This is a genomic window from Streptomyces sp. GQFP (assembly GCF_021545335.1).
Classification (GTDB): Bacteria; Actinomycetota; Actinomycetes; order Streptomycetales; family Streptomycetaceae; genus Streptomyces.
Genome location: NZ_CP089312.1, coordinates 7,507,401 through 7,529,528, shown reverse-complemented (window position 1 = coordinate 7,529,528; position 22,128 = coordinate 7,507,401). Strand labels below are relative to the sequence as shown.

Sequence of the window (22,128 nt, the reverse complement as noted above, 5' to 3'; positions counted from 1 at the left end):
AGGGGCGCGGGGAACTGCGCGACCAGCCCCCACCGGCCCGCACCCGACGAACCACCCCACCTACCCTCACACCTTCGGCTGCGCCCCCGCCGCCAAGGACCCGCACAACGCCGTAGCACTGCCCGTCGCAAAGGGATCCGTCCCAGCCGGTCCACCCGCCTTCGCGGTCTGGCCGGCCAGCAGCGGCCTCAGGTAACCGACGGAGTCCTCCGCACAGGACAGCGGCCCGGCCTGGACGTACGAGACGACCAGCCGGGCCTGGTGCATCCGCAGGTCGTCCCGGTCGAAGCTGAAGTGCAGCTCGCGCCGGACAGTGAAGAGCGACGCCTTCGCCTTGTCATCGGCGCCGGTCGGCCGCAGCGCGTACACGAAGGTGTGGTCGGCGACGACCTCCAGGGTCGCCGAGTCGGCCTCGGCGGCCCGCAGGGTGCCCCGCACGCGGATCTTGTCGTCGGCGAGCTGGGCGCGTGAGGGGTCGAAGCGGACCAGCCAGCCGGTGGGCGCGTGCCTGCCGTCGGCGGCCGGGCTGTCGAAGCTCTGGTCGAACTGGTCGAGCTGGTCGGGATCGAGCAGCACCCGCACGGCACGGACCTCGCCGCCGGTGAGCACCTCCGGATAGAGCGAGGACTCGACTATGTAGTCCTTGGCGGTGGTCAGTGCGCTGACGACCTGGCTGTCCGAGAAGTGCGCGGTGCTCCGGGTGGCGGGCAGTGCGATGCCCTCGGCGCCTATACCGAACTGGGCCGCCGGACTGCGCGCGAACAGTTGTTCGGGGTCGACGGCGCCGGGCACGGCACCCTGCGGCGCGAGCGGGATGACGGTCATCCGCAGCGGCTCCGGAGAGAGCTCGGCGACCGGGCTCTCGTACGGGTTGCGGATGCCCATGTAGATGGCGGTGCCGAAGGCGACGGCGATCAGCACGACGAGGATCAGCGCCTGCCGGGACAGCCCCCGATGCAGGGGTTGGCGGCGGCGTACGGCGGGTGCGTGGTCGTCCAGGCGCTCCTGCGCGGAGAACTCCTGGAGCCGGGCAGCACGGACGAACGACTCGTCGAAGACGACGGATCGGTACTCGTCCTCGCCGCCACCAGGGGTGGCCTCGGGTGTCCCCTCAGGTGGGTCTCCTGGTCCGCCCATACATTCAGAGTAGGTCGCGGGAAGCCCCGGTAAACGCCCACCCGCACGACAAGTTCTGACAGGTTCTCACCAGGAAGAAACAGGGCGCGGACAGGTTTGGGTCAAGGAGTGCGCGGGATCGCCGAGACAGCCGGCTGGGAGTAGTCGGCGGAGGCCGAGGGAGTCGTCGCGCTGCCCTGCTCGAGGCCGGTGGAGGCGGGCGGCGGCACCTGCTCCTGGCGGCCGGACGACGCGCCCCGGTAGACCGCCGTGAAGGCCAGCGCGACCATGCCGATCCCCATCACGAGAGCGAGCATCCAGGCGACGGGACGGTGCCAGCGGGAGACCTGCTTGCCGTGGGTGCCCCGAGCGCCGTAGCGGCCCTCCAGGATCTCGGCGTCGTCCAGGTCGTCGAGATCCGGATCGTGGCCGAAATAGGCGGGGTCGTCCGGGCCGAAGCCGTCCTCGTAGCGCTCGTCGTCCCCTCGTGGGCCTCGGGTGTTCGCCCGGCGTGCCTCGGCCTCGGAGGCCTCCGCTCTCGCCTGCGCGGCGGCCAGGAGACGCTCGACGGCGGTCGGCTCGTGCACCACGGCCGCCTGTACGAAGGCCTCGTCAAAGACCACGGAGGCGAACTCTTCGTCCGACACCCCGCGGTCGTGGTCGTCGTCGGGCTCCCAGCCGTCAGGGAAGAACGGCGTGCCCCCCACGTCCTCCGGCACGGATCCAGAGTAGACCGGGGGTGTCACTTTGGGCAGACGGTCGGGAAATTCAGCTACTGGATGAGATGCGTTTCATTCGCCGCCCGGCGCGCGGAGCCGCGTTCACTCAGGCCCGCCTCAGGGTGTTCGCGCCGGTCACACCTGCCGACCTGCTTTTCTGCTGGGGGTCCGGGGGTCGCCCCCCGGAAAGATGCAGCATGCGCCGCCGACCGCCCCTGGGCACTGCGATCCGCCGGGGCCCCGCGCCGGTCGTGCGCCGGGCCGCCGGCGCACGGACCCTCGATCACGCCCCTCAGCAGCGGATTCAGCGGCGGATATGCCCGTCGCCCGTGACGATGTACTTGGTGCTGGTCAGCTCCGGCAGGCCCATCGGGCCGCGTGCGTGCAGTTTCTGGGTCGAGATGCCGATCTCGGCGCCGAAACCGAACTGACCGCCGTCGGTGAACCGCGTGGAGGCGTTGACGGCGACCGTGGTCGAGTCGACCAGCTGGGTGAAGCGGCGGGCGGCCTGCTGCGAGGTCGTCACGATGGCCTCGGTGTGACCGGAGGTCCACAGCCGGATGTGCTCGACGGCCTTGTCGAGGGAGTCGACCACGGCGGCGGCGATGTCGTAGGACAGGTACTCGGTGTCCCAGTCCTCCAGCGTGGCCTCGACGACGGTCGCCTTGGAGTCCTTCGCGTACGCCTGCACCCGCGGGTCGGCGTGCACGGTCACCCCGGCCTCGGCGAGGGCGTCCAGGGCGAGTGGCAGGAACTCGGCGGCGATGTCCTGGTGGACCAGGAGGGTCTCGGCGGCGTTGCAGACGCTGGGCCGCTGGGCCTTGGAGTTGATCAGGATGTCGACGGCCATGTCCAGGTCGGCCTGGGCGTCGACGTAGACGTGGCAGTTGCCGACGCCGGTCTCGATCACGGGGACCGTGGACTCGGTGACGACGGTCTGGATGAGGGAGGCGCCGCCGCGCGGGATCAGGACGTCCACCAGGCCACGCGCGCGCATCAGCTCCCGTACGGACTCGCGGCCCTCACCGGGCACGAGCTGGACGGCGTCCGCGGGCAGCCCGGCCCCGCCGACGGCGTCGCGCAGCACCCGTACGAGCGCGGTGTTCGACTCGTACGCGGAGGACGAGCCGCGCAGCAGGACCGCGTTGCCGGACTTCAGGCAGAGGGCGGCGGCGTCGACCGTCACGTTCGGGCGGGCCTCGTAGATGATGCCGACGACGCCCAGCGGGACGCGGACCTGGCGCAGGTCGATGCCGTTGGGGAGGGTCGAGCCGCGCACGACCTCGCCGACCGGGTCGGGCAGCGCCACCACGTCCCGTACGTCGGAGGCGATCGCGCGCACCCGCTCCGGAGTGAGCGTCAGCCGGTCGATGACCGTCTCGCTGGTGCCGGCCTCGCGGGCGCGGGCGATGTCCTTGGCGTTGGCCTCGACGATTTCGCTCGTACGGACCTCCAGCGCGTCCGCGATGGCGAGCAGCGCGTCGTCCTTCTCGGCCCTCGGGAGGGGGGCGAGGTCGGCGGCGGCTGCCTTGGCGCGGTAGGCGGCCTGGGTGACCGGGGACATCGAGTCGTACGGCGAAAGCGTGGTCATGGGGGAAGCGTAGTGCGCCGGGCGGAACCGTCCACCGGCTATCCCAAACCCCGAGACAAGCCGCTCAGACCCCGCAAAAGGGGTGCCCCTGTAAAGGCCGGAAGGCCGGAAGGTCAGAAGGGGTGGACGCCCACCGGAGTCGCCGGCAGCGGGCCGTAGCCCTCGGCGATGCGGTGGTGGTAGGTCTCGCGGTCGATGACCTCCAGGCCGACGATCTCCCAGGGCGGCAGCTGCGCGGTCTGGCGGTGCTCGCCCCACAGGCGCAGGGCGACGGCCGCGGCGTCGTGCAGGTCGCGGGCCTCCTCCCAGTAGCGGATCTCCGCGTGGTCGTTGGCGTAGCGGCTGGTCAGCAGAAAGGGATGGTCGTGGGCGAGCTGTTCCAGCCCTCGCCTGACCTCCTTGAGCGGGGCCTCGGCGCCGGAGACGCTGAGCGTGACATGCCACAGCCGGGGCACGTCCTTCGGCTCCTCGTACGCCTCCTCGTAGCGGGCGCCGGCCACGACGCTGGTCAGGGCGCGCTCCTCGCCCACCTTGCGCGAGGCGGTTCCACCGCGGGACGCCGCCGCCCCAGGGCGCACTCGTCTCACGACGGCCTCCTTTACCCGATGGTCGTGCGGAATCTCCCTGAAACAGAGAGAAGCAGGTGCGCACGCTTCATGGGGCGCTTTTGCGGAACGTCCACCTCACGGCGGGCGGATTTGCGGGGCGTTCCCCCTGTTTTCGGCCTTTGCGGGACGGGAGCAAAGAGAGGTTTTACAGAGACCGGGGATTCCCGTTAGGGACGGCTACGGGTTCAGGACGACGAGGTCGTCCCGGTGGACGACCTCGCGCTCGTACGCGGGGCCCAATTCGCGGGCCAGTTCGCGGGTCGAGCGGCCGATCAGCTGGGGGATCTCCTTGGCGTCGAAGTTGACGAGCCCGCGTGCGACGGCGTGGCCCGCGCTGTCGCGCAGTTCGACCGGGTCGCCCGCGACGAACTCGCCCTCGACGCCGGCGATACCGGCCGGCAGCAGCGACTTGCGGCCCTGGACGACCGCGCGCACGGCGCCGTCGTCGAGGGTGAGCGAGCCCTGCGGGGTGGAGGCGTGCTGGAGCCAGAGCAGACGGTCGGCGGAGCGCCTGCCGGTGGGGTGGAAGTAGGTGCCGGTGTCCCGGCCCGCGAGGGCGTCGGCGGCGTGGATCGCGCTGGTGAGGACCACCGGGATACCGGCGGCGGCGGCGATCCGGGCGGCCTCGACCTTGGTGACCATGCCCCCGGTGCCGACTCCGGCCTTGCCCGCGCTGCCGATGTCGACCTGCGCGAGGTCGGCCGGACCGCGCACCTCGGCGATGCGGGACGTACCGGGCCTGCTGGGGTCGCCGTCGTACACACCGTCGATGTCGGACAGCAGGACGAGGAGGTCGGCGCGCACGAGGTGGGCGACGAGGGCGGCGAGGCGGTCGTTGTCGCCGAAGCGGATCTCGTCCGTGGCGACGGTGTCGTTCTCGTTGACGACCGGGAGGGCGCCCATCGCGAGGAGCTTGTCGAGGGTGCGGGAGGCGTTGCGGTGGTGGGCGCGCCGGCTGGTGTCGTCGGAGGTGAGCAGCACCTGGCCGACGCGGATGCCGTGGCGGGCGCAGGAGGCGGTGTAGCGGGCGACGAGGAGCCCCTGGCCGACGCTGGCGGCGGCCTGCTGGCGGGCCAGGTCCTTGGGGCGGCGGCGCAGGCCGAGGGGGGCGAGGCCTGCGGCGATGGCACCTGAGGAGACGAGGACGATCTCCTTCTCGCCGCCGCTGCGGCTCTTGGCGAGGACGTCGACGAGCGCGTCGACCCGGTCGGCGTCGAGGCCGCCTGCCGCCGTGGTCAGCGACGAGGAACCCACTTTGACGACAATCCTGTGGGCCTCTGCGACGGCCTGCCTTGCCCCTGCCACCTGCGGTCTGTCCCCTCGGGTCGTCCGGCTGTGCTGGGGGCAATTTACGCGAACACCCCCTGGGGGTGTGCGTCGGTCCAGTGGGCGGACGGGAGATCCCAAAGTGGCCCGCCCCGGATCAGTCGACCACGGATGCTCAGGTCCGGGCCGTCGCCGCCTGCCGCTTCTGGCCCGCGTTCCGGGTCTCGGCCTTCACGGCGAGGTCGGCCGTCGCGGTGTTGAACTGCTCGATGGACGGCGGCTCGTCGGGCCCGAGCAGATACCGCTTCAGCTCCGCGCGCTCCCCGGCCAGCGGATCGGCCGCCGGATCGCGTACGGCGTCCAGCAACTGCCCCAGTTCCTCGGCGCTGTTGGTGAGGATCACGGCGGCGCGGACGGCGGTGTTCTGCCGTTTGAACTCCTCGGCGCCCAGCTCCGCCGAGTCCGTCACGGCGTATGGCTTGCCGCTCGCGATGAAGTCGGAGACCACGCTGGAGATGTCGGAGACCATCCCGTCGGACACGTTGAAGCAGTCGTAAAGGCGTGGCTCGGCGCCCGTGATGACCCGGTGCTCCCCGACGCCGAACGAACGCCAGTACGCGTCGTTCCACTCGGTGCGCAGCTTCGCGGTCTCCTCGTGGCGCTCCAGGTCGACGACGCCGTCCCGCGTCGCCTCCGCCTCGTCGCCCTTCTCGCCGCCGGGCCCGGCCAGTTCGGCGAGCCGCGCCTCGACACGCGCGAGGTCCGCCTTGGCCCGCGTCTGCTCGTCGCCGTCACCCAGGAAGCGTGGGTCGGATGCCCGTTCGACCGCGGCGGCCTCGACCAGCGCGGTGATCCGCTCGTGGGCGGCCTTGGCCTCCTCGCTGCGGGTGCCGGTGAAGGGGTGCGGCTTGTACAGCACCCGGACGGGCGGCTCGGCCGACACCAGTGCGCGCACGATGTTCTCGCCGGCGAGCAGGAGGGAGGTGTTGCCGGGATCGTCGTCCCAGCCCTCCCAGGTCGGGGCGTAGAGAATCGTGGGCACCCCTCCGGACGGGCCGCCCCGAACACCGCTCTCGATGGGCGCCAGTTGGGGCCGCCCCACCTCGACGATGTCCTCGTCCCGGACACCGACGTCGGCGATCGCGTACCGGTCGCGCCCGGCCCGCCCGGCGACCCACACCTCGTCGTAGGCCTTGCTGAACGGGTTCACGCTGGCGATCTTGTCGCTGTCGCCGTGCCCGATGAAGACGTGCTTCATGGTCGGTACGCGCAGCAGGTGGATGTTCTTGCCGACGTTCGCCGCGTAGAGCGCGACCCGGACCGTACGCAGGTCCAGGTTCATCAGATGGATGCCGCCGGGCACGCAGATGACGGGGACGGTCGTGGGCGCGAGGTTCTGCAGTATGACGCGTTCACGCAGGACGATCAGCGGCCGGGTCTCCAACTGCTCCATCGTCTCCAGCCACATGTTGACCTGGTACGCCGAGTCCTTGGACCCGGAGAAGTACAGCAGCGTCTGCGGCCGGTACTCGCGCAGCCACGCGTCCGTCGCGGCCAGCACGGTCTCCGCGTCCGGCGGGATCCGGCGGCCCCGGACGAAGGGCGCGAGGGCGACCACGTACAGGAACGCCAGTCCGAGGGTGATGCCGACGCCGGTCATGCCGTACGCCGTCGAACCGGTCTCGACGGTGATCAGGATGCCGATGACCGCGGCGAGGTCGAGGTGGAGCATCTTCTCGCTGGAGCGTTCCAGCAGGAAGCGCGGCGGGGCGTTCGGGATGGGGATGCGCGAGGCCAGGTCGACGTTGCGGGTGGCGACGGGCATCCGGCGGCGGTTGCGGATCAGCGTGGTCAGGGCGCCGTGCGGGGCCTGGAAGCCGTAGAAGGCGATGAAGCAGGCGATCGCCGCGTAGAAGATCATGCTCCGGGAGAGGTCCGCGCGCGCCAGGAGCAGCAGCACCAGCAGCTCCCGCACCAGGAACCGGATGGAGACGCCCGCCCGCACCTTGCCGAGGCGGTTGATCAGATAGCTGCCCCGGTGGTGCAGATAGTGGTCCGCCAGGTAGGTCACTGCGGCGGCGACGGCGAAGGCGGGCACGCTCGGGACGAGCGCGGCCACCATGAGACAGGGGAAGCCCAGCATCATGAGGACCGCCGCGGCCAGCTCGGCCGGGCTGCCCACCCGGGCGACGCGAATAGCAGTGGAAATCAAGGAGAACCTGTATCTGATATCTGAGAAATTACCCGAAATCGGTCTGGAATTAGCTGGGAGCCTGTCCGGCGGTTTTTGTGGATTCCGTGTGGGCTTGCTGCCGAAATTCACCGTCGGACTTCATGCCGTGCGGCATGGCTTCATGCTAGGCCGTCGTCCTGACGGTCGAGAACGCTGGCGAGCGCCTGTTCGAAGCCGGAGGCCCGGCCGGCCGGGGCCGTCGGGTCCTGCTGGCGGACGTCGATGACATGCCCGGTCAGCTCGGACAGCAGCACGTCCAGCGACGTACGGGCCACCGCCTCGGAGGAGAGCAATGAACCTGCGGGCTCCTCGCCGAAGGCCTTCGTACGCATCGGGGTGGCCGTGCGCTCCGGGTTGATGCAGTTGACGCGGACGCCGTCGCCGGCCCATTCGTCCGACAGGGCCTGGGTGAGGTTCACCATCGCGGCCTTGGTGGAGGAGTAGAGGCTGTACTCGGCACGGCCGCGCGTGTAGCTGCTGGAGGTGTAGAGCAGCAGCTGGCCCTTGGTCTCGGCGAGGTACTTGTAGGCCGAACGGGCGATCTGCACAGGGGCCAGGTAGTTGACCTTCAGCGCTTCCTCGATGGTCGCGTTGTCGGTCTCGGCGAGCTTGCCGATGCGCAGGACGCCGGCCGTGTTGACGACGTGGTCGATACGCCCGGTCTCCGAATACGCCTTGGACAGCGCGTCGTCGACCTCCTCCGGGTTCTCGACGTGTGTCCCGGTGGTCGAGCGCCCGAGGGCGTACACCGTGGCGCCGTACCCCTCGGCCAGCTCGGCGATGTCCTTGCCGATGCCGTAGGACCCGCCGAAGACGACGAGCGTCTTGCCGGTGAGCAGTTCGCGGTAGGCCTCCTCGCTCATCTGCTGGGGCGTGGCGGTGGAGGCGAGCTGGAAGAGCTTGTCGGCGATGAAGACGTCGACGGGCTGGGTGACCTTCATGTTGTACTCGTCGCCCGCGACGACATGGATCGGCACGTCCGGCAGGTACTTGAGTACGACCGAACAGTCGTCCGTGGCCTGGAAGTTGGGGTCGCCGGCCGCGACCTCGTAGGCCCGCCGGATGGTCGACAGCTTGAACGCCTGGGGCGTCTGACCACGCCGAAGCCGCGACCGGTCCGGGATCTCGGTGATGAACTCACCGTCCTCACCATGCGTACGGGTGACGATGATCGTGTCGGCGGATGGAATGGCGACGTCGACGGCCTGGAACCGCTCCAGGGCGACGACACAGTCGTCGATAACTCGCTGGGACAGCAGAGGCCGTACGGCGTCATGGAAGAGAACATTGCGGTCCTCGCCCTCCACCAGCCCCTCCCCCAGGGCCTGGATGGCCCGTTCGGTGGTGTCGTTACGGGTGGCGCCGCCCTCGATGATCCGGGTGACCTTCCTGAAACCGGCCTTGGCGACGATCTTCTCGATGTCCGCCACATAGCCGGGCGCCATCAGCACGATGACGTCGTCGATCGAATCCGCCTGCTCGAACGTGTTCAGGGTGTGCTCGATGACCGCCTTCCCGGCGATCTTCAGCAACTGCTTCGGAATCGACAGGCCCACCCGCTGACCGGTGCCGCCCGCGAGGACGACGGCGGTGGTGCGGGGCTTGGCATTGTGCTGGGACACGGGCGACCTACCTCGGGGCAACAGAGAACCCTGAAATCGTCCCACCTGCGGTAACCGCAATGCAAGGTGAGCGCCGCCCGGCGCATATGCGTGCGCAACCCGCCATTCACCGGAAATTATTTTGAGTGATTCTGCTTACGGTCGGCCGCGGGCCCCTTTCGCCGGTCAGACCGGTTCAGACCTGCCGTACCCCCGGTTTCCCGGAGTCCACGCGGAGTTTGGCGAGGGTCCGGGAGGCGGAGGTGGGCTTGGTCACGGTGTCCGCGATCCGCACCTGGGCGTCGATGCCGCCCCGCCGGATGTCGAAGAGGTGGTATCCGCGATGGTTGTCGATGACCTTCCAGTGCGGATTGTCACCCATGCGCGGGTCCCACTCCTTGTGGAAGGCGACGGGATCCTGGTCCCCGTTGCTGGAGATGGACGTACCGACGAACTCGGCACCGACGACCGCCGAGCCGGGGTCGGCGTAGTCCCGCTTGAGGTCACTGATCATGGTGAGGTGACGGTCGCCGGTGAGGACGACGGGGTTACGGACGTTCGCGAACTCGGCGAGCAGGGCGTTGCGTTCGACCTGGTAGCCGTCCCAGGCGTCGTAGAACCAGAGCTTGCCGGGGCCGATCTGGAGGTCGGTCTCGGCCATCATGATCTGCGAGGCGATGAGATTCCACCGAGCCTGCGACCCGTGCAGCCCATCCAACAGCCACTGCTTCTGCGCGGCGCCGAGCATGGTCATCGCCGGGTCCAGGGCACCGGCCGCGGTGGTGGCCTGGTCGCTGCGGTACTGCCGGGTGTCGAGCACGTTGAGCCGCACGAGCCGCCCGAAGTCGAGCCGCCGGTGCATTCGGATGTGCGGTCCGTTGGGCACGGAGGTGGCGCGGACGGGCATGTGCTCGTAGTAGGCCTGGTAGCCGGCGGTGAGCCGCGCGACGAACGCGTCGTGCGTCTGCTTGTCGGGATCCTGCGGGATCTCGCCGGCGAAGTCGTTGTCGATCTCGTGGTCGTCGAAGGTGACGACGAAGGGCGCGGCGGCGTGCATCGCCTTGAGGTCCGGATCGCTGCGGTACTGGGCGTACCGGTTGCGGTACTGGACGAGGCTGTACGGCTCCCCGCTGCCCTCGTGCCTGCGTACGCCCGTGCTCGCGGGCGTCGACTCGTAGATGTAGTCGCCGACGAAGACGACGAGGTCGGGGTCCTGGGCGAGCATGTCGGCGTACGGAGTGAAGTAGCCGTGCTGCCAGTTCTGGCAGGAGGCGAGCGCGAGGCGCAGATGGCTGCCGGAGACGAGCGGCCGGGGTGCGGTACGGGTGCGCCCCACCGGCGAGAGCTGCCCGCTGGTCCGGAACCGGTACCAGTAGTGCCGGTCGGGGCTCAGCCCGCGTACATCAGCGTGAACGCTGTGCCCGTACTCGGGCCGCGCCCAGGCGTATCCACGCTTGACCTTGCGCCGGAACCGCGAATCCTCGGATATCTGCCACTCGACGACAACGGCCCGATCGGGCATGCCCCCACCGTTGAGCGGATCGGGAGCGAGCCGGGTCCACAGCACGACACCGTCCGACAGGGGATCCCCGGAGGCAACCCCAAGACTGAACACCCCGTCGGGCAACGGGGTTTGCGCGGCCCGAGCGGTCCCCGCAAGCAGCAACTGCCCGGACGCGGCGGCACCAACGGCAGCGGCCCCAGCAGTCAGAAACCGGCGTCTGCCGGGCGAAACGATCCCACTCATCGTCGAACTCCCTTGCCTGGGCAGCTTCTTGGACCTACGGAAGCTCCCACGACAGCCCGACCGACCCGCTGAACAACGGGATGCGAGTACATGACAAACACAAGTACACGGACGAACAGGAGACCCCTGAGGAATGATCAGGGGAAGATCATAGAAAACGGCGCGGAGAGGCCCTGCACAGGGGTGCACCACTCAGCCCGACCGGCACCATCCAGCCCGTCCGGCGTTTGAGGACGAAGGGGGGTCTGGGGGCACAGCCCCCAGAAGGATGGGACGGGTAGGGGCGGCGGGGGCGAAAAACAACGCCCCGCACCCCCACACCCTCCTAAAACGGCTCGAAGTCGTCGAACTCCCGCTGAACATCGTCCCGCTCAGCCTGCCGATCCCGCCGCCGCTGCGCAGCAGGCCGAGGCACCTCAAGCCGATGATCCTCCCCACGCCGCCCAAGCATCTCCGCCCCAGCCATGACCGTCGGCTCCCAGTCGAAGACAACCGCGTTGTCCTCGGGCCCGATGGCAACGCCGTCCCCCGCCCGGGCCCCCGCCTTCATCAACTTCTCCTCGACACCCAGCCGGTTGAGCCGGTCGGCGAGATACCCGACCGCCTCGTCGTTGTTGAAGTCGGTCTGCCGCACCCAGCGCTCGGGCTTCTCGCCCCGCACCCGGAACAGCCCGTCCTCCTCCTGGACGACGGTGAAGCCGGCGTCGTCGACGGCCTTGGGCCGGATGACGATCCGGGTCGCCTCTTCCTGAGGCTTGGCGGCCCGCGCCTGCCCGACCATCTCGGCGAGCGCGAACGACAGCTCCTTCAGCCCGATATGGGCGACGGCGGACACCTCGTACACCTGGTACCCACGAGCCTCCAGCTCGGGCCGCACCATCTCGGCGAGGTCCAGCCCGTCGGGCACGTCGACCTTGTTCAGGACGACGATCCGCGGCCGGTCCGACAGCCCCCCGTACTCCTTCAACTCCTCCTCGATCATGTCGAGGTCGGAGACGGGGTCACGCTCGGACTCCAGCGTCGCCGTGTCGAGCACATGCACGAGCACACTGCACCGCTCCACATGCCGCAGGAACTCGAGCCCGAGCCCCTTGCCCTGACTGGCACCGGGAATGAGCCCGGGCACATCGGCAATGGTGTAAACGGTGGCCCCAGCCGTAACGACACCCAGATTGGGCACAAGGGTCGTGAACGGATAATCAGCGATCTTCGGCTTGGCGGCGCTGAGCACCGAAATCAGCGAAGACTTACCGGCACTCGGATACCCCACGAGCGCCACATCCGCGACGGTCTTCAGCTCCAGGACGATGTCCTGCAACCCCCCGGGCACCCCGAGCAGCGCGAACCCGGGCGCCTTGCGCCGGGCCGAGGAGAGCGCGGCGTTGCCGAGCCCACCACGCCCGCCCTCAGCGGCGACGTACGAGGTCCCGTGCCCGACCAGGTCGGCGAGCACGTTCCCCGCCTTGTCGAGGACAACCGTCCCGTCCGGCACCGGCAGAACCAGGTCCTGCCCGTCCTTGCCGGACCGGTTGCCGCCCTCGCCGGGCTTGCCGCTGGTGGCCTTGCGGTGCGGGGAGTGGTGGTAGTCGAGCAGCGTGGTCACGGACTGGTCGACGGTGAGGATCACGTCACCGCCGTGTCCGCCGTTGCCGCCGTCGGGCCCGCCCAGCGGCTTGAACTTCTCACGGTGGACGGAGGCACAGCCGTGACCTCCGCTACCCGCGGCGACATGCAGCTCGACGCGGTCCACGAAGGTGGTCATGGGATGTGCCTCCAGTTACGTACGAAAATCTTCAGGCAGAAATCTCTGCCAGAAATCTCTGCTCAGGTAAAACACGCGAAAGGCGGACCCGCTTCCCGGGAGGGAAGTGAGGTCCGCCTCGCGAAAGCTTCCGATCAGCCGACTCAGGCGACCGGAACGATGTTCACGACATTGCGCCCACGGTGCGTACCGAACTCCACCGCACCGGCGGCCAGCGCGAACAGCGTGTCGTCCTTGCCACGGCCGACGCTCGCGCCGGGGTGGAAGTGGGTGCCACGCTGGCGGACCAGGATCTCACCGGCGTTGACGACCTGACCGCCGAAGCGCTTCACGCCGAGCCGCTGAGCATTGGAGTCGCGACCGTTCCGGGTGGACGATGCGCCCTTCTTGTGTGCCATCTCTCCTCAGTCCCTTACTTCGCAGCCGCGGGGATCTCAGTGACCTTGATCGCCGTGTACTGCTGGCGGTGGCCCTGACGACGGCGGTAGCCGGTCTTGTTCTTGTAGCGAAGGATGTCGATCTTGACGCCCTTGTGGTGGTCCACGATCTCGGCCTGGACCTTGATGCCGGCCAGGACCCACGGGTCGCTGGTCACAGCGTCGCCGTCGACAACGAGCAGGGTCGAGAGCTCGACCGTGTCGCCAACCTTGGCAGTGGAAATCTTGTCAACCTCAACGATGTCGCCGACAGCAACCTTGTGCTGGCGACCACCGCTGCGCACGATGGCGTACACGCGGATCTCACTCTCTCGCTCGGGAACGGCACCCCCGCAGTCCAGCCGCCCGACACAAGCGAGCGGCCTCTCCCGCCGCACCAAAATGCCCGGTGCTCAGGAGGATGCAGGTTTACGGGGATGTGACGCGTCGTGGATGAAGCTATGGACACGCCGACGCTCAAGATTACGGGCCCGGCCTGAACGGGTCAAACTGAGCGCGATTCCCCCCGCTCAGGGCCGCCAAACCCCAAGCACCCAAACGCGACGGCCCGCCCGGGCAATGCACCCGGACGGACCGCCATAACTCAACTACCAGCCGGAGGGATCAGCCCTCCGAGGCCGAACCCGTACCCGCCGACACCGACTCCTGCGCCGACTGCTCGGCAGCGGCAGCCGTCTTCTTCGACGCCGCCTTCTTGGTCGTGGCCTTCTTGGCGGCCGTCGTCGTCTTCTTGGCAGCCGTCTTCTTGACCGCCGTGGTCTTCTTCGCGGCGGTCTTCTTGGCCGTGGTCGCCGTCTTGGCGGCGGTCTTGCGCGCCGTCTTCTTGGCGGGAGCCACGTCCTCGGCCTCGGCCGTGTCGGCAGGCGCCGCAGCGGTCTCGGTGGCCGCCGGGACGACCACGACGGCCGCTTCGGCGGACGAGGTGGGCGCGGTGGCCTTGCGCACGGCACGTCGCCGCGGCCGGGCCGGAGCGGCGCTCTCGGTCGCCACGGGCTCTGCGGGAGCCGCGGGCTCTTCGACCGGGGCCGGAGTCGCCACCGGCTCCACGACAGTCACCACGGTCTCCGCCACAGCCTCGTCGGCCGCCTTCGGCGACCCGGCCGGAGCGGACACCTTGCGGGTGGCCCGCCGACGCGTACGCCCCTTGGGAGCCGCGTCGTCCTGCACCGCGACGGGCGCTTCGGCGACGGGCGCCTCGACCACCGGGTCCTCGACGGCCACGGGCTCGGCGTGAGCCACGACCTCCGGCACGGCGACCGGCGCCCCATCCGGAACCACCGAAACCTCGGCGACGTCGGCGATGCCGGCGACAACGGACTCGGCCGTACGGGCATCAGCGCGACGCCCGTCCGTCGAACGCGACTCCGACCGGGGCGCCCCCGCCGGAGCCGAGGCCCGACGGCTGGCGCGCCGCCTGGAACGGCCACCGCGGCCGGCCGCGGCCTCCGCCTCGGCGGCACTGTTGTACAGCTCGTCGTCGGGCTCGAAGAAGGGCTCCGGCGCCGCCACCTCGGCGGCGACCTCGGCCACCGTCTCCTCGACGTCCTCGTCGGCGTCCGTGTCCACGATCACGTCGTGCTCGTGGGTGTCGTGGGCGTGCTCGTGCTCGGCGCCGCCACGGCCGCGCTTCTTGCGCTTGCCGCCGCCCCCACTGGAGCTGGGCTGCTCCATGTGCACGATGACACCGCGGCCGTTGCAGTGGACGCAGGTCTCGGAGAACGACTCCAGCAGGCCCTGCCCGACCCGCTTACGGGTCATCTGCACGAGCCCCAGCGACGTGACCTCGGCCACCTGGTGCTTCGTACGGTCCCGCCCCAGGCACTCCAGCAGGCGCCGCAGCACCAGGTCCCGATTGGACTCCAGGACCATGTCGATGAAGTCGATGACGACGATGCCGCCCAGGTCGCGCAGCCGCAGCTGGCGCACGATCTCCTCGGCCGCCTCCAGGTTGTTCCTGGTGACCGTCTCCTCCAGGTTGCCGCCCTGGCCGGTGAACTTGCCGGTGTTGACGTCGACGACGATCATCGCCTCGGTCTTGTCGATCACCAGCGAGCCGCCGCTGGGCAGCCACACCTTGCGGTCGAGCGCCTTGGCGAGCTGCTCGTCGATGCGGTACGTCGCGAAGACGTCGACCTCGGAGGTCCACTTCGACAGCCGGTCGGTGAGGTCCGGGGCGACGTGGGCCACGTATCCGTGGATGGTCTGCCAGGCCTCGTCACCACTGACGATGACCTTGGTGAAGTCCTCGTTGAAGATGTCGCGCACGACGCGGACGGTCATGTCCGGCTCGCCGTACAGCAGGGTTGGCGCGTTGCCGCCCTTCGACTTCTTCTGGATGTCCTCCCACTGCGCCTGGAGCCGCTCGACGTCACGGCGCAGCTCGTCCTCGCTCGCGCCCTCGGCGGCGGTGCGCACGATGACGCCCGCGTCCTCGGGGACGATCTTCTTGAGGATGGTCTTCAGACGCGCGCGCTCGGTGTCGGGCAGCTTGCGGCTGATGCCGGTCATCGACCCCTCGGGGACGTAGACCAGGTAGCGCCCGGGGAGGGAGACCTGGCTGGTGAGCCGTGCGCCCTTGTGGCCGATCGGGTCCTTCGTGACCTGCACGAGGACCGGCTGCCCGGACTTCAGCGCGCTCTCGATGCGCCGCGGCCCGTTGGCCATGCCCAGCGCCTCGAAGTTGACCTCACCGGCGTACAGGACGGCGTTGCGCCCCTTGCCGATGTCGATGAACGCGGCCTCCATGGACGGCAGCACGTTCTGGACCTTGCCCAGGTAGACGTTGCCGACGTACGAGGTCGCCTGCTCCTTGTTGACGTAGTGCTCGACGAGCACGTTGTCCTCGAGGACGCCGATCTGGGTGCGGTCGCCGTACTGACGTACGACCATCACGCGTTCGACGGCCTCGCGGCGGGCCAGGAACTCGGCCTCGGTGATGATCGGGACGCGGCGGCGGCCCTGCTCGCGGCCTTCGCGGCGGCGCTGCTTCTTGGCTTCGAGGCGGGTCGAGCCCTTGATGGACTGGACCTCGTCGCTCGGGTGCTCGTCCCGCTTGGGGCGCGGCTCGCGGACCTTGACAACGGTGCGCTCGGGGTCGCTCTCGCCGGTCGCGGTCTCGCTCTCGCCGGACGAGTCACCGGCACGACGCCGACGACGGCGCCGGCGACGGCTGCTGGCGGAACCGGACCCGCCCGGCTCGTCGCGCTCGTCCTCCTCGGCGTCCTCGTCGACCTGGTGGGCGATGTCCGCGGCGTCCTCGTCGGCCCGCGCGGACTGCTCGCCCGCGTAGTCGTCGTCCCCGGAGTCGCTGTCGGAGTCGGTGGACTCACCCCGGCGCCTACGACGGCCACCGCGGCGGCGGCGCCGACGCGAACCGGGGCCCTCGTCGCCGTCGTCGTCCGTGTCGGTGTCGGTGCTGTCCTCGGCGGACTCGTAGGCGTCGTCGACGCTCTCCGTCTCCTCCGGCTCCTCGACCACGACGGGCGCGGCGGCCACGGGCTCCTCGTCGGTACGCCCACGACGGCGGCGACGGCGCGGGGTGTGCTCCTCGACGACGGTCTCGGCGACCGGGGCGGCCTCGACGGTCTCTTCCTCGGTCTCGATCTCCTCGACGTCCTCGGCCGCTTCGGCGGCAGCCGCGGCGGCGGCCCGTTCGGGCGTCTGGAACATCGGCTCGGTGAAGACGGGCGCCTGGAACACGGCGACGGCGGGACGCGCGGGACGCCGTCCACCCTCGCCGTTCTCGACGGCGGGCGCGGGCGCGGAGAACCCGACAGCGGCCTTACGGGCGACCCGGCGACGCCCACGACGCGACGAGGCGTCCTCGGCGACAACGGTCTCGGGCTCGATCTCAGGCTTGGCAGCCTCGGCGACGGGCGCGGGCGCCTCTTCCACCGGGGCGGCCGGAGCCGCGGCCTCGGTCTCGGCGGCGGGCGCGGAGACCCGGCGGGTGGCCCGGCGACGGGCACGCGGAGCAGGCGCGGCCTCCTCCACGGCGGCGGGCGCCTCGGCCACGCTCTCCTCGCCGCTCTTCTCGCCCTGCTCGCCGCTCTCCTCGGCAGTCGGGGCGGATACGGCGGTCACGGCCGGTTCGTCAACGACTGCCTCGGCAGCCTTGGCGGGCGCACCGGCGGGCGCGGACGCGCGCCGGGTGGCCCGACGGCGCGTACGAGGGGCGGGCGCCTCGGCGGCGGCTTCCTCGACGTTCTGATCGGTCTCTGCGGCCTTGTCGGCCTGGTCTGTTTCGATTGTTTCGGCGGCCGGTATGGCCGGCGCCGTGGTCTCGGCCACGGCAGCGGCCTCGGCTCCGGCGACAGGCGGTCCCGCGGGGCGGGACGCTGCGCGGCGCCGTCGGCGCGGCGGCAGGGTGTCGCTGGGGGTGTCGTGTGCGGAACCCTCAATGGGTTCCGAAGCGGCTTCGGTCGGTTCGAGCATGCGGGCGGTTCTCCCGTCAGGCTCCCGGGCGCCGCACCTGGTCCGGCTTGGGTGCCGGTGACGTCCGCGGCTCGCGCAGTGCGCGGTGCCGCCGTCCGGGGCGCGGGCGCCGCACGGGAGCTCTCTGTGTCCTGTCTCGCCGGTTCCGTACGCCATGTTGCGTACGGCCTGGCGAAAGTCTTGTGGTCGGTGCGCTGCCCGACCCAGGTGGCTCCCGAGTACGAGGGCGGCGCTACGACGTTCGTCCCTTCGCGGGACCTTCCTTACGCCGGTGCCTGCGACGCGGCGGCAGTCGGAGTGGCCATGGAGAGGGCCACCGCTGCCTCGCGGTCGGGCGCGAGCGGGTCGGTCACCGTGCCGGTCTCTTCATCGAACAGCCCCTGCGCCAGCCTGGTCACCCCTGCGGGGACCGGCGGCGCCAGGTCGGCCACGGCGCGGAGACCGGACAGGACGTCGTCGGGTCGAACGGCAGGCGTCACGTGCCGAACAACCAGCCGCAGTATCGCACAGGCCTGGTCGGTCGGCCTATCAGCCTGTGGACTGTGCGTCTCATCACCTGGCTCAACGCCTACCGCGAGTGCTTCCAGGCCCGCGACCGCGCCCCGGGCATCGAAGGTTCTCATGCCGTTCTTGGCGAGGCGCTGGACCTCGACGGTCTCGGCGGCGTTGAAGAGGTCGACGGCGCGGCGCGCGTCCTCGGGCGCCACACCCTCCAGACGCAGCTCCCATACGGAAGCCGTGAGCCGGTCGGCGAACCCGGAGGTCCGGGCCTCGACCGCGTCGACGATGTCGAGCCCGGTGGGCAGCGACTCGTCGAGCAGCTCGCGCAGCTTGTCGGGATCGCGCGCTTCGGTGAGCGCGATCTCCAGGTACTCCGCCTCACTGCCCGTGCCGGTGGCTGCGGCATTGGCGTACGACACCTTCGGATGCGGCGTGAACCCCGCCGAGTAGGCCATCGGCACCTCGGCACGGCGCAGCGCACGCTCGAAAGCGCGCTGGAAGTCACGGTGGCTGGTGAACCGGAGGCGGCCACGCTTGGTGTAGCGCAGTCGGATGCGCTGCACCGTCGGCGCGGGCGGCGGGCCTTCGGGCTGTCGCTTGCCCAGTGGAGTCAGTCCTTCGTGAGTGCGGTCGTACTGCTACCAAGAGTACGTCCGTCGACGACTCCTGGTTCCCGCCGGTCCACGGCGACCGCTTCCTTCGGCTCCCCGAAGAGCATCCGCCGGAAGTCGGCCCGGGCCTGCCGTGCCGAGTCGCGTGCGGCGGCCAGCACCTGCCGGGTGACCCGCCCCACACTGCGCGCGGCCTCGGCGGCGGGCCGCAGAACGGCGTCCCGCACGAAGTGCCCGACCGGCGTCAGCACGGTCCGGTACGCCCAGCGCACGGGCTCCACGAAGATCCACCGAAGGAGGGTCCCGAGGAACCGTCCGACGGCGAGCGAGATGTGCCCGGCGATGCGCCAGGCATGTCCGAGCGCGCCCCAGACCTCCCGCCCGATGACCGCGAGGACGCGTCCGACGGGCGTCAGCACCCAGCGCCACAGCGCGAGCGCGGGCAGGACGAGAAGCAGGCGCAGCACCCAGTAGAGAACGAACCCGATCCCGGTGACCACCATGCCGACGCACCACGCGACCCCCCGGGCACACCAGGCGACCGCCCGCCCGATCGGCGTGAGGACCCACTCGTACAGCCACTGCGCGGGTACGACAACCAGGTACCGCGCGAGCCAGGCGGCAACGGCGTACGCGCCGAGCCCCAGGGCCGCCGCACCTGCCCCGAGCCCCTTGAGCACCCACAGCACCGCGTGCCCCACGGGCGTGAGCACGCGCGCGTAGACCCAGCCGAGCCCGGCACCGATCCCCCGGCACACCCATCCGAGTCCTGCGCCGATCCCTCGGCAGACCCACCAGAGCCCGGCACCGATCCCCCGGCACATCCAGGCGAGCCCGTGGCCGAGCGGCGTCAGCACAGTCCGGTAGAGCCACACCAGGGGTACGACGACCAGCACGTTCCCGAGCCAGCCGAGCGCCTTGCCCAGGGGCTCGACGACGTACCGCCACAGCGCGACGAACGGCCAGACGAGGACGGCCCACAAGACCCAGCCGAGCGCCCGCCCCAGGGGCCGCAGCACGGCATCCGTGAGAAGCCGCCCGCCAACGACGAGCCCGTCCCACACCATCCGCACGGGCACGACCAGCACAAGCACAACGATCCGCACAGGGATGCGAATCGCAACGACGAGACACCCTTCAGGCTGCCGCTCGGGCTGCCGCACCTCGCCCCCGGTGGCCGGTTTCTCCAGATCCATACCGACGTAGACGCGCGGGCCCCCTCTCCGGATGCGGTGTATCCGAAAAGTGATCAGGACGAGGGACAACGGCCGTAAACCTACGACCTTTCGTCCTGCCAGAATGCGCGGATGGGCACACCGAACGCACTGAATCCGAACAGGCTGGCCGAGTACTGCACTTCGACCCTGGACGAGCACAGCTGCCCGTCGGCCTCGGTGGCCGTCGTCGATCACAGCGAAGTGACCCTGGCCGAGGCATACGGCCTCGCGGACGTCGCCAATGCCCGCCCCGCCACCCCCGGAACGGCCTACGGCCTGGCCTCGATCACCAAGCCCATGACGGCGACGGCGATCTGCGTGGCGGCCGACGAGGGCCTGCTGGACCTGGACGCCCCCGTACCCGTGCCGAACGACCACGGTTGGCCGGCCCCGACAGCCCGCCAACTCCTCCAGCACCGGGGCGGCTTCGGCGCCCACTACGACTTCCACTACACCGGCCCCGGCGCCGCCGACCGGATCGACGCGACCCCGTACGCGCGACTGCACCGCCCCCCGGGCACCGCCTTCGAGTACGCCAACCTCGGCTACCGCGCCCTGGGTCGGCTGCTGGAAGCGGCGTCGGGCCGAGGCCTCGCGGACTTCGTACGGGAGCGGGTGTTCGAACCCCTGGGCCTCACCGCCCTCCACCTGGGCCCCACCCACCCCGGCCCGGCGCCCTCGGCGACGCGCTACACCGCCGACGGGCGCCCCTATCCGCCGTACTGCGGCACCAGCCACCCCGGCGCCACCCTGGGCTGGGCCCCCGCTGCCCAACTGGCCCTCTTCGCCCAGTCGTACGACCGTCTGCTGAAACCGGAGACGGCGGCGGCCGTCCGCGAGGCGCACCCCGTCAACACGGGCCTCGGATACGGGCTCGGCTGGTGCCTCTCACTCGGTACCGGTCCCCTGATACAGAGCCACGGCGGCGGGATGGGCGGAGTCGCGGCGATCGTCGTGACCGTGCCCGAGCGGCAGTTGTCGGTGTCGGTACTGACCAACAGCACCAACAAGGCGGCCCGCGACAGGATCACCCACCACATCCTCACCGCCCTCGTCCCCGGCTTCACCCCCGAGTCGATCTCCCCGATCACGGAAGACCCGATACGCCCCCTATCCCTCCCAACACCCCACTGGCAAGGCACGATCAGCACCCCCGAGGGAGACATCCCGCTGTCACTGACCCTCTCCCCGGAGGAGGATGCGGTCCGCCTGCACCTGAACGGCGAGACGACGAAATCCCCAGCGAGCGCATCGCGCGCATGGCCCCTCCAGGCGACCTTCCCCGTGCAACTCCCCACGGCGGACGCCCGGATCAACAGCCCGGAACTGTCACTCCGCCTCCACCACGAACCCGGCAACGGCAGCCTCACCGGGGTGGCACAGGCCCACAAGTCCGGTGACGCGGAGGGCCTGTTGGGCAACTTCCTCACGCACCCCTGCCAACTCCACCCCCGTTGAACCCACTTGGCGCCGGGCAAACAACTGCTTGACTGGTCCCATGACGAAGACCCTCGGTGTACCCCGGCCCGACCAGGCGGCGTACATGCTGCGCGCCGCGTCCGAGGACGCCGGCCGGACGTACAAGCGGCAACTGCTCGACCTGCTGGACCTCCGCCCGGGCCACACGGTCCTGGACGTCGGCTGCGGCCCCGGCACCGACCTGCCCTCGCTAGCCGAACGCGTCGGCGCGACCGGCCGCGTCATCGGCGTGGACCAGGACCCGGCGATGCTGGCGACGGCCCGTGAACGCACCGCCGCCACAAGCACCGTGGAGCTCCGGGAGGCGGACGCGCACGCCCTGCCCGTCGTCCCCGGAACAGTGGACCGCGCCAAGGTCGACCGGGTACTGATGCATGTGCGGTCCCCGGCGGACGTACTGGCCCAACTCCGCACCGCCACCCGCCCGGGCGCCCTCGTCGCCCTGGTGGAACCCGACTGGGACACCCTGGCGGTGGACTCGGAGGACCTGGAGACGAGCCGGGCCTTCACCCGCTACACCACCGAGAAGGTGGTCCGCCACGCCACCGTCGGCCGCAGCCTCGCCCGCCTGGCGACCCGGGCGGGCTTCCGCGTAGAGACGACGATCGCCACGACCCCGGTCTTCACCGACTTCGAGCACGCCGACCACACCCTGGGCCTCGGCCGCAACATGCAACAGGCCATCGCGGAGGGCCACATCGACAGAACCCGGGGCGAGACCTGGTTCACCGGCCTCACCCAAGGCCCCTTCTACGCGTCGTTCACCCTCGTCACGGTGATCTGCTCCCACCCGTGACGTCGGGTCA

The 22,128-nt window shown here is 70.3% G+C and carries 16 protein-coding genes; 2 read left to right on the top strand and 14 right to left on the bottom strand.

The genetic code is table 11. From position 1 onward, the window contains the following. Positions 1–66: 66 nt before the first annotated feature. The 14 genes from LUX31_RS34060 to LUX31_RS33995 form a co-directional block, all read right to left on the bottom strand. Positions 67–1,137, bottom strand: coding sequence for an SCO2583 family membrane protein (locus tag LUX31_RS34060; protein ID WP_235479155.1), 1,071 nt, complete (start codon positions 1,135–1,137; stop codon positions 67–69). 101 nt (positions 1,138–1,238) lie between these two features. Next, a complete protein-coding gene (locus LUX31_RS34055) occupies positions 1,239–1,835 on the bottom strand; it encodes an SCO2584 family spore wall biosynthesis protein (RefSeq protein WP_235479154.1) in 597 nt (198 codons plus the stop codon). Between the two features lie 304 nt (positions 1,836–2,139). After that, entirely contained in the window at positions 2,140–3,426 is a 1,287-nt protein-coding gene (locus tag LUX31_RS34050; protein WP_235479153.1) for a glutamate-5-semialdehyde dehydrogenase, read from the bottom strand. Between the two features lie 113 nt (positions 3,427–3,539). Next, positions 3,540–4,004, bottom strand: coding sequence for a hypothetical protein (locus LUX31_RS34045; RefSeq protein ID WP_105974476.1), 465 nt, complete (start codon positions 4,002–4,004; stop codon positions 3,540–3,542). Between the two features lie 207 nt (positions 4,005–4,211). Next, positions 4,212–5,339, bottom strand: coding sequence for a glutamate 5-kinase (gene proB / locus LUX31_RS34040; RefSeq protein WP_235479152.1), 1,128 nt, complete (start codon positions 5,337–5,339; stop codon positions 4,212–4,214). A 136-nt stretch (positions 5,340–5,475) separates the two neighbouring features. Further along, positions 5,476–7,512, bottom strand: a complete 2,037-nt coding sequence (locus tag LUX31_RS34035; RefSeq protein WP_235479151.1) for a hypothetical protein — start codon at positions 7,510–7,512, stop codon at positions 5,476–5,478. A 140-nt stretch (positions 7,513–7,652) separates the two neighbouring features. Further along, positions 7,653–9,155 carry a bifunctional cytidylyltransferase/SDR family oxidoreductase gene (locus LUX31_RS34030; RefSeq protein ID WP_235479150.1) on the bottom strand — a complete coding sequence of 501 codons (1,503 nt, stop codon included), beginning with the start codon at positions 9,153–9,155 and terminating at the stop codon, positions 7,653–7,655. 175 nt (positions 9,156–9,330) lie between these two features. Further along, positions 9,331–10,881 (bottom strand): alkaline phosphatase D family protein, encoded by a 1,551-nt coding sequence (locus tag LUX31_RS34025; RefSeq protein ID WP_235479149.1) that lies wholly within the window; start codon positions 10,879–10,881, stop codon positions 9,331–9,333. 325 nt (positions 10,882–11,206) lie between these two features. Continuing rightward, entirely contained in the window at positions 11,207–12,643 is a 1,437-nt protein-coding gene (obgE, locus tag LUX31_RS34020; RefSeq protein ID WP_235479148.1) for a GTPase ObgE, read from the bottom strand. 143 nt (positions 12,644–12,786) lie between these two features. Beyond that, a complete protein-coding gene (gene rpmA, locus LUX31_RS34015) occupies positions 12,787–13,041 on the bottom strand; it encodes a 50S ribosomal protein L27 (protein WP_105974470.1) in 255 nt (84 codons plus the stop codon). 14 nt (positions 13,042–13,055) lie between these two features. Then, positions 13,056–13,376, bottom strand: coding sequence for a 50S ribosomal protein L21 (gene rplU / locus LUX31_RS34010; RefSeq protein ID WP_006374708.1), 321 nt, complete (start codon positions 13,374–13,376; stop codon positions 13,056–13,058). Positions 13,377–13,683: 307 nt separating this feature from the next. Further along, complete coding sequence (locus tag LUX31_RS34005) at positions 13,684–17,514, bottom strand: Rne/Rng family ribonuclease (protein WP_235479147.1); 3,831 nt, start codon at positions 17,512–17,514, stop codon at positions 13,684–13,686. Between the two features lie 263 nt (positions 17,515–17,777). Beyond that, positions 17,778–18,578, bottom strand: a complete 801-nt coding sequence (locus LUX31_RS34000) for a TIGR03936 family radical SAM-associated protein (protein WP_235479146.1) — start codon at positions 18,576–18,578, stop codon at positions 17,778–17,780. 47 nt (positions 18,579–18,625) lie between these two features. Continuing rightward, on the bottom strand, positions 18,626–19,822 hold the full coding sequence (locus LUX31_RS33995) for a hypothetical protein (protein ID WP_235479145.1): 1,197 nt from the start codon (positions 19,820–19,822) through the stop codon (positions 18,626–18,628). A 111-nt stretch (positions 19,823–19,933) separates the two neighbouring features. Here LUX31_RS33995 and LUX31_RS33990 point away from each other — a divergent pair, with 111 nt between their 5' ends. Further along, entirely contained in the window at positions 19,934–21,301 is a 1,368-nt protein-coding gene (locus tag LUX31_RS33990; protein WP_235479144.1) for a serine hydrolase domain-containing protein, read from the top strand. 40 nt (positions 21,302–21,341) lie between these two features. After that, entirely contained in the window at positions 21,342–22,118 is a 777-nt protein-coding gene (locus LUX31_RS33985) for a methyltransferase domain-containing protein (RefSeq protein WP_235479143.1), read from the top strand. Positions 22,119–22,128: the final 10 nt, after the last annotated feature.